This is a genomic window from Arthrobacter sp. CP30 (assembly GCF_053470025.1).
The window spans coordinates 116,746-128,829 of record NZ_JBQEMM010000002.1 but is presented as its reverse complement, the minus strand read 5'-3'; the positions used below and the strand labels follow the sequence as shown (position 1 = coordinate 128,829).

Genomic DNA, 12,084 nt, shown 5'->3' with positions numbered 1-12,084 from the left:
AGATGCCCCCGAGAAAGAGTATGGGCCACGCATCTATTGAGGTCAAAGAAAGAGATTACGCGTGGGGGTCGATTTCCTGGTCGTCATTCTTTTTCTCCCGTGATTCCGCGACCCGGGCGTCCTCGGCGTCCTGCATTTCCTCCGCGATTTCCTCCGCGCGGGCCATGGCCTCACGCTCGGAGCGGTCGACATTGAATATGGCCTTGATCACGAAGTAGAAAAGAACTGCCAAGCAGACTGACGGTAGGAGGACGGCGATATATTCCACGGCTACTGACCGGCCTCGGGCTTGAGAATGGGGAACAGGATCGACTCGCGAATTCCGACGTCGGTGAAAAGCATGACGAGGCGGTCGATACCGAGACCGATACCTCCCATGGGCGGTGCACCGTACTCCAGTGCGCGCAGGAAGTCCTCGTCGAGCTGCATGGCCTCGTCGTCGCCCGCGGCGGCCTGGCGCGACTGCTCGGTCAGGCGCCGGCGCTGGACGACCGGGTCGATGAGCTCGGAGAAGGCCGTACCCCGCTCCATCCCGCCGATGATGAGGTCCCACGCCTCGATGAGCCGGGAGTCCTCGCGGTGCGGGCGCGCCAGGGGCTGCGCCGAGGGCGGGTAGTCGTAGACGAAGGTGGGCTGGATCAGGGTCGGCTCCACGATCTCGGAGAACAGCTCCAGCACCACCTTCTCGGCGCCCCAGGCAGGATCGAGCGACACCTCGTGACGCTCGGCGACGGACCGCAGCTCCTCGATCCCCGTGTCGGGGGTGACGTCCTGGCCCACCGCGGCGGACAGGCCCGGGTAGACGCCGAGCCATGCCCACTCGCCGTCGAGCTCCACCGTCCCCTTCGACGTCTCGAGGGTCCGGGACCCCAGCAGGTCGGCGCACGCGAGGATCATCTCCTTCATGCGGTCCGCCATGACGAACTGGTCGGCGTAGGCCTCGTAGCACTCGAGCATCGTGAACTCAGGGCTGTGCGTGGAGTCGACCCCCTCGTTGCGGAAGATCCGGCCGATCTCGTAGACGCGGTCGATCCCGCCCACCACGGCGCGCTTGAGGTACAGCTCGAGGGCGATCCGCAGCGTCATCTTCTGGTCGAAGGCATTGAGATGCGTCTCGAAAGGCCGGGCGGTCGCCCCTCCGTGGACGAGCTGCAGGATCGGCGTCTCCACCTCGACGTAGTCGTGGGCATGGAGGGTGTCGCGAAGGGTTCGGGTGATGGCCGCGCGGGTGCGCACCATGCTGCGCGCTTCCTCACGCACCATGAGGTCGACGTACCGCTGGCGGACGCGCGTCTCCTCGTTGAGTCCTGCGTGCAGGGTGGGGAGCGGGCGCAGCGCCTTGGACGCCATGGTCCAGGCCTTCGCCATGACCGAGAGCTCACCACGCCGGGAGCTGATGACCTCGCCGTGCACCTGCACGTGGTCGCCGAGGTCCACGAGGGACTTCCACCGGGCGAGGCTGTCGTCGCCGATCTCGGCGAGGCTCAGCATGAGCTGGAGCCTCGTGCCGTTGCCCTCCTGCAGGGTCGCGAAGCACAGCTTGCCGGAGTTCCTGATGAAGACCACGCGCCCGACGACGGCGACCTCCTGCCCGCTGGACTCGCCCGTCTCGAGATCCGCGAACCGCTCGCGGATCTCGGTCAGCGAATGCGTCCGCTCGGGCTTGACGGGGTAGGGCTCCATCCCGGCGTCGAGCAGCGCGGCCCGCTTCTGCAGGCGGAAGCGCATCTGCTCGTTGAGGTCGTCGGCGGGAGCGGTGTCGTCGTGGGTCACGGAAGACAAGTTTACGGCTCCGTGCCGGGGCACGGGCGCCGGGGACGGACGGTGTGGGTCAGCCCACAGCGGGCAGGAGCATGTTGTCGATGAGGCGGACGGCACCGACGCGGGCGGCGACGACGACGAGTACGGGCGCAGTGGTCGGGGCGCCCTCCCCGACGGGGGCGAACGACGCCGGATCGATGGCCTCGAGGTAGTCCAGGTCCACCCAGGGCTCGGCGGACACCGCGGTGCGCGCGGCGTCGAGGTCCGGCGCGCGCCCGCTCCGGACGTCCTCGGCGAGGCCGTGCAGGACCCTCGACAGCACGAGCGCGGCCCGCCGTTCCTCTGCACCGAGGAACCTGTTGCGGCTCGAGAGGGCGAGGCCGTCGTCGTCGCGCACGATCGCGACGCCCTCGATGGCGACCGGGATGTTCAGGTCGAGCACCATGCGGCGGATGATCGCCAGCTGCTGCGCGTCCTTCTCGCCGAAGTACGCGCGGTACTCCGCCGCGGTTCCCGGCAGGCCGAGGTTCAGGAGCTTGGACACGACGGTCAGCATGCCGTCGAAATGGCCGGGACGGGAGGCACCCTCGAGGACCTCCCCCATGCGTCCGGCACTGAGCCGTACCAGCGGTTCGCCGCCCGGGTACATGTCCGCGACCGAGGGGGCGAAGACGATGTCGACGCCGACCCCGCCGAGGAGGCGGAGGTCGTCGTCCAGGGTGCGGGGATACCGCTCGAGATCGGCGGGGTCGCCGAACTGCAGGGGGTTCACGAACACGGAGGCGACCACAACGTCGTTCGCCTCCCGCGCGGCGCGCGCGAGGGACGCGTGTCCGGCGTGCAGCCCGCCCATCGTGGGCACGAGGCCGAGCGACGGCCGTGTCCCCGCCGGGCGCTGCGCGCGCACCTGCTCCAGCAGGGCGGCCGTGGCGGCTCGGAGGTCTGCGGGAGTCGAGACGAGGAGCGGCACGGTGTCGGCGCCGGCAGAGCTGTCGACGGTCATGGAGGGTCCTTCCGGGGGTGGGAGCGCGGGCGGTGCGGCAGGCTGCGTCGGCGTTGCGCTGGGTTCTGGTCGAACTGATCGGATCCGTCGGGTCCGGCAGATCCGTCGGATCCGTCGGATCCGGGTCGGCGTCGGATCAGGTGGGGGCGATCGGACGGGGGCGCAGCGGGATCGGTGCCGTCAGGTCAGCCCGGTCAATCGCCGGTGTCCGATCCCGGGCCCGGAGGATCGCCCGTCCCGGGGTCGTCGGCGAGGGCGGCGAGGATCGATTCCCCCTGCGCCGGGGTCAGGACGCCGCGTTCGAGGGCACGCAGTGCCGTGGCGCGGGCCATACCGAGGTAGGCCTGGCGCGTGTCCGGGGCGTCGTGCGCCTCGAGGGCCGCCCGGTGGATCCGGACAGTGCCCGCGTCACCGCGCGCCACCGGACCGGTGAGCGCGCCCTCGCCCGCGGAGAGGGCGTTCTCGAGCGAGGCCTTCATGAGCGGACCGAGCATGCGGTCGGGGTGCTGCACCCCGAGGTCGGCCAGGAGCTGTGCGGACTGGGCGGCGATGGTGACGAGGTGGTTCGAGGCATGCGCGAGGGCCGCGTGGTACAGCGCCCGTGATTCCTCCTCGATGACCACCGGCTCAGCCCCCATCTCGACGACGAGCGCCTGGGCGATGGGAAGGACGGCCGACGGCGCCGTGATGCCGAACGTGGTGTCCGGCAGGCGCCCGAGGTCGAGGCTGAGCCCGGTGAAGGTCATGGCCGGGTGGAGGGCGAGCGGGATGGCCCCGGCGGCACGTGCCGGGGCGAGCACCGCGGTGCCGTACCGGCCGGAGGTGTGCACCACCAGCTGCCCCGCCTGCCACACGCCGAGCTGCGCGAGGCCCTCGACCAGCGTGGCCAGGGCGTCGTCGGGCACGGCCAGGAGCACCAGTTCCGCACGCTCGATGATGTCCGGCACCTCCAGCACGGGCACGCCCGGCAGCAGGTTCTCGGCGCGTTCCCGGCTGGCTTCGGACACGGCGGACACCCCGACGACGGCGTGACCGGCCGAGCGCAGTGCAGCACCGAGGACGGCACCCACCTTGCCGGCGCCGACGATGCCGACCCCGAGCCTGCCCGGGCGGCGGGACGCATCAGCGCCGGCCATCGGGCGCCTCCTCGAGCGACGGGGACGCCTGCGGGGCCGCCGGTTCGTACCGGGGAACCTCGGGCATGACGGCGGCCTGCTCCGGCGCAGCGGGCCGGTCGACCGCGCCATCGGTGGCTCCGGACGGGCCCACCGGCCCACCCGGTGATCCACCGGACGTCGACGGGCCACCGTCCACCACCGCGGATCGCGTCGCTGCGTCATCCACCGGCCGATCCCCGTCGGCGTCGTGGACGCCGACGGGCTGTCCGGGCAGAGGGACGGCTGCGGTCCGCCCGGAGTCCCCCGGTGCCGCGTCCGGGACGCCCGGCCCGGTCGTCGCACGGACCTCGACGTGGTGGTCCGGCCCGTCGACGGTCTGCGCCACGGGCAGGCTGACGGGCTTCATCCACTGCTCCGGACCGCTGCGGCGTCGTGCCTCGGCGGCCCGCACCGACTGACCGTGGAACAGGTCCCAGGCCGCATCGGCGTCGGCGAGGAGGACGCGTGGGCTGACAGGACCCGGTGTCGTCTGGAACTGCAGGTTCGCCACCCGGACGCGGCGGTCCACGGGCCCCTGGTCGATCGACAGCGACTGGGTCCGCTCGTGCGGCACCACGACGAGCCGGCGCCACAGCACACCGGAGCGCAGCAGCAGCGCCGTGCCGGTCACGGTGAACCCGTTGCGCCGCCACGCGAGCGGGGCCAGCCATCGCGCCCGGCGCGGCGTCGTGACGTACCCCTCCCCGCCGTCGCGCCCGGTCATGCCGGCACCGAACACCTCGACGGGCCGCGGGGTGCCGGGATCCGGGAGGACCAGGGCGAGGATCTGCAGGACCTCGTCGCGCGTGCCGACGGGCAGGAGGGTGGCCCGGGCCTGGCCTTCGTTGGACGCCGACGCCCCGTAGCCCGCGACATTCACCGTGACGCGGTACCAGCCCTTCAGTCGCCAGAGCGGGGACTGCACGATCCCGAGGGCCTGCACGCGACCGGGGGGAACCGTCTGGGAGCGCGTGTCGAGCAGGCCGTAGCGCATGCGGATGCCGTCCGGTGACGTGGCGGCACGGAAGTTGTAGCCGGTGCTCAGGGCGGACCAGTACGCACCCACCACGCCGATCAGCAGCGGGATGAAGGAGGTGGCGATGAAGGGCGTGTCCAGGGTGATGCCGAGGGAGATGATGACCGCCGCCGCCACCACGAGCGCGACCGTGGTGCCGGAGAGCAGCGCGGCTCCGACGACGCGGCCGGGAGGGATCACCACCACCTCCCGCTCGGGGGCCTCGGGGACCTCCTCCGGGTGGTCGGGGTCCGGCTCCACACCCGCTGCCCGGGCGAGGATCGTGGCGCGGAGCTTCTTCGCGTCGTCGAGCTTGAGGAAGGCGAGCCGGACGGCCGATTCCCCCGCGTCCGCCACCTCGAACTTCAGTTCGGCCAGCCCGAAGATCCTTGCGAGGAACGGCTGCACGATGTCGATGGCCTGGACCCGGTCCAGCCGCGCCTGCCGCTGTTGCCGGAAGACGACACCGGAGTGCACCCGGACGTGCTCGGCGGTCACCTGGTAGCGGGTGAAGTACCAGGACACGAGGAAGACGGCCGCGATGACGACGACGACGCCGAGCACCACACCGCCCGCGAGCAGCAGGCCGACCCCCTCGGGCAGCGGACCCCGACCCCTCGAGTCGGCATCGAAGAGGCCCTCGAACCAGTCCCTGCCCGCGAAGTAGAGGATGGCCACGAGCGCGATCCAGCCGCGCACGAGCGGGGAGATGACATGGACGCGGCGCCACTCGTCCGCCGACTGCGGTGCGACGGCCTCTCCGTCGGTCACAGTCCGGCCAGCCTGGCTTCTCCCCGCGCGGACAGCTGCTCGCGCAGCCGGGCGCCCTCCCCGGTCGGCAGACCGGGGATGAAGGCGTTCGTCGCGGGGGACGCCGTGTGGAGCTTCAGCGTGCAGATGCCGAAGGCACGCTCGATCGGACCGACGGCGACGTCGACGTACTGCATGCGGCCGTAGGGAACCACCATGGTGCGCTGGAAGAACACGCCCTGGCGGACCAGGAGGTCGTCGTCGCGCTCCGCGTACCCGATGGCCCGCACCTGGCGGGGCAGGAGGATCCCGCGCCAGACGGCGCTGACCAGCACCACGGCCGGGAGGCCCCAGGCGAGCCACACGGGCGGGAAGGAGTCCCAGACACCGGTCAGGCGCAGCACGAGCGGCACGGACGCGAGCAGGATCCACACGAGAGACCCGATGAGCCAGCCGAGCAGGCGGACCCTGAGGTACTTCGGGGACACCCTCGTCCACTCGAGACCGGACGGATCGATCGGTTCCCTACGCATATTCCCCCTCGGTGTGGCCCGGAGCCCCGGTGCCGTCGTCGTCCGGCGGCAGCCTGCAGAAGTTCTCGACGACCAGTCCCACCATAATCATGACGGTCCCGCCCGCCATCAGCGCCACAGACCCCCAGACCGGCAGGCTGGTGGAGCGGACGGACGCCAGGGCCACCTGGTCCACGAGGATGCCCGCGTGCCAGCCGAGGTTGAGGGCCCCCGCATAGGCGCAGGCCTGCGCGAGCACCAGGGTACGCAGGGCGAGAAGGGGGTCGAGGGGACGGTCCCGCCTGCCGTTCCGCCAACGGAGCACGCGGCGCCCGAAGACCAGGGTGATGGCGATGATCGCCGCCGTGGTGACGAGGGACGTCAGCGGCAGGGCCGGCGTCCCGTACCCGTTGCGGGTGGCGAACCAGTTGACCAGCCAGCCGGCAAGCCCGGCCACCAGGCCCACGAGGGCCAGCCACCGGAACCGAAGGGTGCTCACAACGTCCTAGACTCCCTCGAAGGGCACCAGGCCCGCAAGGTCCTCCGCCTCCGCGGCCAGCTCGGCGACCGGCCGGCCGGCCAGCCGGGCCCCGGCATCCATCCACGCCCACGGCTGCAGCACGAAGGCACGCGACGCCGCCCGCGGATGCGGGATGGTCAGTGCCTCGTCGTCGGAGACCAGCGAGCCGTAGGTGATGATGTCGATGTCCAGGGTGCGGGGACCCCACCGGACGAGGCGCTTGCGGTGGTACTTCTCCTCCACCGCCTGGCAGTGCGCGAGGAGCTCGTACGGGTCACGATCCGTCTCGACCTCGATCACCATGTTGAGGTAGTCCGGCTGCTCCGGTCCGCCCACCGGCTTCGTGCGCACCACGGGTGAGACGGCGTGCAGCCGGACGTTGTCCGGTTCGACGAGGTCCGCGACGGCACGCACCAGGGTGTCGCTGCTCGCGCCGAGGTTGCTGCCGAGCGCGAGCACGGAGCGCACGGTACCGCTCACGGCCGGCTCCTGCGCAGCGTGACCGCCACGTCGCCGAAGGGCACCTCGATGGGCGCTTTCGGCTTGTGCACCGTCACGTCGACGGCGGCCACCGGGAAGGCGGCGAGGACCGCCGAGGCGATGGTCTCGGCCAGCGCCTCGATCAGGTCGAACGGCTCACCGCCGATGATCCCGTGCACCAGGCCGGCGAGCTCGCCGTAGTGGGCGGTCCGCGCCAGTTCGTCGCTCGTCCCGGCCGGCTGCAGGTCGAGGTGCAGGACGATGTCGACCACGAACGGCTGGCCCTCGCGGCGCTCGTGGTCGAAGACGCCGTGGTAGCCGTTCGCGGAGATGCCGCGCAGCACCACCGAGTCGAGGGCACCGGAGGGGGAACCTGCCAGCCCGGGGACGTGGCCGGAGGTGGCCCTCAGGGACTGCCCGGGTGACACTCCCCCGGCGTCGGCGACCGCGTACCGGGACGCGCCGTCGGACGTGGCGCCGTGGACCTCACTCACGGGCGCGGACCGATGGCGGCTGCGACCTTCACGGCGTCGAGCGTGGTGACGGGATCGTGGACACGGACTCCCCAGGCGCCCGACGAGGCGGCCAGGGTGGCGACGGCGAGCGAGGCGTGGTCACGCTCGCCCGGCGTCGCGGCCTTACCCGCCGAGGTGAGCAGGGTACCGAGGAACCGCTTGCGCGAGGCCCCGACCAGGACGCGGTGGCCCAGTGAGATGAAGGCATCGAGGTGGCGCAGGAGCAGCCAGTTGTGTTCGTCCGTCTTCGCGAAGCCGAGACCGGGATCGAGGATGATGCGCTCGGCGGCCACGCCCGCCGCCACGAACCGGTCACGGAGCTCGGCGAGTTCCCCGGTGACCTCCGCGACGACGTCGTGGTACTCGGCGAGTGAGGTCATGGTGGTCGCCGATCCGCGCCTGTGGGTCAGGATGTACGGCACGCCCCGCTCGGCCACGAGGGCCGGCATGGCCGGATCGAACTCGACGCCCGAGATGTCGTTGACGATCGACGCGCCCGCGTCGAGGGCCTGGCGGGCCGTCTCGGCGTGCATGGTGTCGATGCTCACCAGGGCGCCGGCCTTGACGAGCGCCCGGACGACGGGCAGCACCCGCTGCAGTTCCTCCTCGACCGGCACGGCCCGGGCCCCGGGACGCGTCGACTCACCTCCGACGTCGATGATGTCCGCCCCGCCGTAGTGCATGCGGAGGCCGTGGCCGATGGCGTCGTCGGTGCCTGCGAACCTGCCGCCGTCGCTGAACGAGTCCGGCGTGACGTTGAGGATACCCATGACCACCGCGCGGTCCGTGGGCAGGTCACCGAAGGTCCTGGCGGAACGGACCGGTCGGATGACGGGCAGCGGCGAGGTCGCCGGCCCTGTTCCGGGCGCTGCGGCGAGTGAATCCATGAAAGCGGGGCTCCTACCTTCCGAGAATGAGGCTCATGGCCTCGGCGCGCGTTGCCGTCTCGCGGATCTGGCCGCGCACGGCGGACGTGACGGTCTTGGCTCCGGGCTTCCGGACCCCGCGCATCGACATGCACATGTGCTCGCACTCGATGACGACGATCGCGCCTTTGGGCTTCAGGTGTTCCATCATCGCATCCACGATCTGCGTGGTCAGCCGCTCCTGCACCTGGGGACGCCGGGCGTACACCTCCACGAGGCGGGCGAGCTTGCTCAGGCCGGTCACGCGTCCGTCAGCGGAGGGGATGTAACCGATGTGCGCCGTGCCATGGAACGGCACGAGGTGGTGCTCGCACGTCGAGTAGAAGGGGATGTCCTTCACCAGCACGAGCTCTTGGTGGTTGATGTCGAAGGAGGTGGAGAGGACTTCGGCCGCATCCTGGTGGAGTCCCGCGAACATCTCGGCGTACGCCTTGGCGACCCGCTTCGGGGTCTCCAGCAGGCCGTCCCGGTCGGGATCCTCGCCGATGGCGGCCAGGATCTCGCGGACGGCCCTGGCGATCCGCTCCTGGTCCACGGGCGACCCGGTGGCCATCAGCGCGGCGTCCACCACTTCGTCGTCGAAATCTGTCATCGGGTCGTCTCCCCTTCTTCGGGCACTGCCCACCGGCCCCATGACCGCTGGTCTGTCGCTACAGGACTACGCGTCCCGCCTGTCGCCGGGGCCGTCGCCCGTCTCGGGCGACGGGAGGTCGGATCCGGCGACGTCGAACCCGCTGGGGATGTCGGCGTCGGCGATCTGGTCCTGGGGGGCGACGGATTCCGGCGCGGGCTGACCGCTCTCCAGCGCTTCCGTTCGCTCCTTCTTCGAGACGACCGGCGGCAGGGAGTGCACGGGCCGGGTCTGCTTGGACAGCCACACCTCGCGCAGGCCGCGCTTCCGGACCGAGGTGAAGACCTCGGCGATCTCGGCCTGGTTGAGGGTCTCGCGCTCGAGCAGCTCAAGGGCGAGCTGATCGAGGACGTCGCGGTTCTCCGTGAGGATCTGGTACGCCTCGTCGTGCGCGTTGTCGATGAGACGGCGCACCTCCTCGTCCACGACGAGCGCGATCTGGTCCGAGTAGTCGCGGTCGCTGCCCATGTCGCGTCCCAGGAACGGTTCGCCCGCACCCTGGCCGAGCTTCACGGCGCCGATGCGCTCACTCATGCCGTACTGGGTCACCATCTTGCGGGCCGTGCCGGTGGCCTTCTCGATGTCGTTCGACGCACCCGTCGAGGGATCGTGGAAGACGATCTCCTCGGCCACGCGACCACCCATGGCATAGGCCAGCTGGTCGAGCAGCTCGTTCCTCGTCACCGAGTACTTGTCATCGCTCGGCATGACCATCGTGTAGCCCAGGGCACGGCCGCGCGGGAGGATGGTCACCTTCGTCACCGGATCCGTGTTGCGCAGCGCGGCAGCCACGAGTGCGTGCCCGCCCTCGTGGTAGGCGGTGATCTTCCGCTCGAGCTCCTTCATCACGCGGCTGCGCTTCTGGGGCCCCGCGATGACGCGGTCGATCGCCTCGTCGAGGGCGCGATCGTCGATGAGCTGCGCGTTGGAACGCGCCGTGAGCAGCGCGGCCTCGTTGAGGACGTTCGCGAGGTCGGCGCCGGTGAAGCCCGGCGTCTTCTTCGCCACGCCCTTGAGGTCGACACCGCCTGCCATCGGCTTGCCCTTCGAATGGACCGACAGGATGTGCTCGCGGCCCTTCATGTCCGGGGCCTCGACGCCGATCTGGCGGTCGAACCGGCCCGGGCGCAGGAGCGCGGGGTCCAGAACGTCCGGGCGGTTGGTGGCGGCGATCAGGATCACGTTCGTGGTGGCGTCGAAGCCGTCCATCTCGACCAGGAGCTGGTTGAGCGTCTGCTCGCGCTCGTCGTTGCCACCGCCGACACCCGCACCGCGATGACGGCCGACGGCGTCGATCTCGTCGACGAAGATGATGGCGGGCGAGTTGTTCTTGGCCTGCTCGAAGAGATCGCGGACGCGGGACGCGCCCACGCCGACGAACATCTCCACGAAGTCCGAGCCGGAGATCGAGTAGAAGGGGACGCCGGCCTCACCGGCGACCGCCCGGGCCAGGAGGGTCTTGCCCGTCCCGGGAGGCCCGTAGAGGAGCACGCCCTTCGGGATCTTGGCGCCGAGGGCCTGGAACTTCGCGGGTTCCTGCAGGAACTCCTTGATCTCCAGCAGTTCCTCGACAGCCTCGTCCGCGCCGGCGACGTCGTTGAACGTCACCTGCGGCATGTCCTTGGAGATGAGCTTCGCCTTGGACTTGCCGAACTGCATCACCTTGGATCCCCCGCCCTGCATACGGCTGAGGAGGAACCAGAAGATGACGCCGAGGATCAGGATGGGGAAGATCAGGCCGGCGAGGCTGAGGAGCCAGTTGCTCTCGGCGGGCTGGTCGGTGAAGCCGTCCGCGCTGGAATCGTTGATGGCCTCGACCACGCTCTCGGCCCGCGCCGTGCTGTAGAAGAACTGGACGTTCTCGCCCTTGTCCTCGTACGGCTCACTGAGCGTGAGGTCGACCCGCTGCTCGCCGTCGTAGATCTTGGCCTGCTCGACGGTCTGGCCGCGGAGCAGTTCCAGTCCCACGTTGGTGTCCACGCGGTTGGCACCCGTGCCGAACAGGGACGGAAGCACCAGCAGGAGCGCCACGACCGCCAGGACGATCCAGAAGATGGGCCCCTTGAAGATGTTCTTGAATTTCATTCGTCTCAGGGCAGCAAGCCCTGTCCCTCCTGCTGATGCACGTCAGAATGTACGGGCGCACTGCCGAGTGGGTGCGCTTTAAGCACCTCAACATATACACCGTCCGAGATTCTCCACGCGCGGATCGTGCCGATAGTTCCCTCTCGGCGTACCGGTCACGGGCCCTCCGGTGAAGGCCTATTCGTAGACGTGGGGCGCCAGGGTCCCGATGAAATCGAGGTTGCGGTACTTCTCCGCGAAGTCCAGTCCGTAGCCCACCACGAATTCGTTGGGGATGTCGTAGCCGACGTATTTCACGTCGATCTCGACCTTCGCGGCGGCCGGCTTGCGCAGCAGCGTGCAGATCTCGACGGACGCCGGCCCGCGGGACAGCAGGTTGGCCTTCAGCCACGAGAGGGTCAGGCCGGAGTCGATGATGTCCTCGGCGATCAGGACGTGCTTGCCCATGAGGTCCGTCTCGAGGTCCTTGAGGATGCGGACCACGCCGGAGGACTGGGTACCGGACCCGTAGGAGGAGACGGCCATCCAGTCCATGGTGATGTGCGAGTGCAGTGCGCGGGCCAGATCCGCCATGACCATCACCGCACCCTTGAGGACGCCCACGAGGAGGATGTCCCGTCCCGCGTAGTCCGCATCGATCTGCTGCGCCAGTTCGTTGATCCGCTGCTGGATCTCCTCCTTGGTGTAGAGGACGTGCTTGAGATCTGACTGGACGTCGTTGGAATCCAC

At 70.1% G+C, this 12,084-nt stretch carries 13 protein-coding genes; all 13 read right to left on the bottom strand.

Going from position 1 to position 12,084, the window contains the following annotated elements; genetic code table 11:
- Nucleotides 1-55: 55 nt before the first annotated feature.
- On the bottom strand, nt 56-268 hold the full coding sequence (locus tag ACTIMO_RS03920; RefSeq protein ID WP_055765913.1) for a hypothetical protein: 213 nt from the start codon (nt 266-268) through the stop codon (nt 56-58).
- Nucleotides 269-270: 2 nt separating this feature from the next.
- Nucleotides 271-1,728, bottom strand: a complete 1,458-nt coding sequence (gene lysS / locus ACTIMO_RS03915) for a lysine--tRNA ligase (RefSeq protein ID WP_422392072.1) — start codon at nt 1,726-1,728, stop codon at nt 271-273.
- Between the two features lie 103 nt (nt 1,729-1,831).
- Nucleotides 1,832-2,764, bottom strand: coding sequence for a pantoate--beta-alanine ligase (panC, locus tag ACTIMO_RS03910; RefSeq protein WP_422390992.1), 933 nt, complete (start codon nt 2,762-2,764; stop codon nt 1,832-1,834).
- A gap of 194 nt (nt 2,765-2,958) precedes the next feature.
- Nucleotides 2,959-3,900 carry a Rossmann-like and DUF2520 domain-containing protein gene (locus tag ACTIMO_RS03905; protein ID WP_055765920.1) on the bottom strand — a complete coding sequence of 314 codons (942 nt, stop codon included), beginning with the start codon at nt 3,898-3,900 and terminating at the stop codon, nt 2,959-2,961.
- Complete coding sequence (locus tag ACTIMO_RS03900; protein ID WP_448181539.1) at nt 3,887-5,707, bottom strand: PH domain-containing protein; 1,821 nt, start codon at nt 5,705-5,707, stop codon at nt 3,887-3,889. The genes ACTIMO_RS03905 and ACTIMO_RS03900 overlap by 14 nt, the downstream gene beginning before the upstream one ends.
- On the bottom strand, nt 5,704-6,219 hold the full coding sequence (locus ACTIMO_RS03895) for a PH domain-containing protein (RefSeq protein WP_055765925.1): 516 nt from the start codon (nt 6,217-6,219) through the stop codon (nt 5,704-5,706). Before ACTIMO_RS03895 ends, ACTIMO_RS03900 begins: the two co-directional genes overlap by 4 nt.
- A complete protein-coding gene (locus tag ACTIMO_RS03890) occupies nt 6,212-6,697 on the bottom strand; it encodes a DUF3180 domain-containing protein (protein WP_055765929.1) in 486 nt (161 codons plus the stop codon). The genes ACTIMO_RS03895 and ACTIMO_RS03890 overlap by 8 nt, the downstream gene beginning before the upstream one ends.
- A gap of 6 nt (nt 6,698-6,703) precedes the next feature.
- The gene (folK, locus tag ACTIMO_RS03885; RefSeq protein WP_055765933.1) at nt 6,704-7,198 is read right to left on the bottom strand and encodes a 2-amino-4-hydroxy-6-hydroxymethyldihydropteridine diphosphokinase; all 495 of its coding nucleotides are present in this window, start codon (nt 7,196-7,198) and stop codon (nt 6,704-6,706) included.
- On the bottom strand, nt 7,195-7,692 hold the full coding sequence (gene folB, locus ACTIMO_RS03880) for a dihydroneopterin aldolase (RefSeq protein ID WP_321166876.1): 498 nt from the start codon (nt 7,690-7,692) through the stop codon (nt 7,195-7,197). Before folB ends, folK begins: the two co-directional genes overlap by 4 nt.
- On the bottom strand, nt 7,689-8,600 hold the full coding sequence (gene folP, locus ACTIMO_RS03875; RefSeq protein ID WP_448181538.1) for a dihydropteroate synthase: 912 nt from the start codon (nt 8,598-8,600) through the stop codon (nt 7,689-7,691). The genes folB and folP overlap by 4 nt, the downstream gene beginning before the upstream one ends.
- Before the next feature lie 13 nt (nt 8,601-8,613).
- Nucleotides 8,614-9,231 carry a GTP cyclohydrolase I FolE gene (gene folE / locus ACTIMO_RS03870; RefSeq protein WP_055765939.1) on the bottom strand — a complete coding sequence of 206 codons (618 nt, stop codon included), beginning with the start codon at nt 9,229-9,231 and terminating at the stop codon, nt 8,614-8,616.
- Between the two features lie 66 nt (nt 9,232-9,297).
- Complete coding sequence (ftsH, locus tag ACTIMO_RS03865) at nt 9,298-11,355, bottom strand: ATP-dependent zinc metalloprotease FtsH (protein ID WP_448181537.1); 2,058 nt, start codon at nt 11,353-11,355, stop codon at nt 9,298-9,300.
- Nucleotides 11,356-11,532: 177 nt separating this feature from the next.
- A complete protein-coding gene (gene hpt / locus ACTIMO_RS03860; RefSeq protein ID WP_055765946.1) occupies nt 11,533-12,084 on the bottom strand; it encodes a hypoxanthine phosphoribosyltransferase in 552 nt (183 codons plus the stop codon).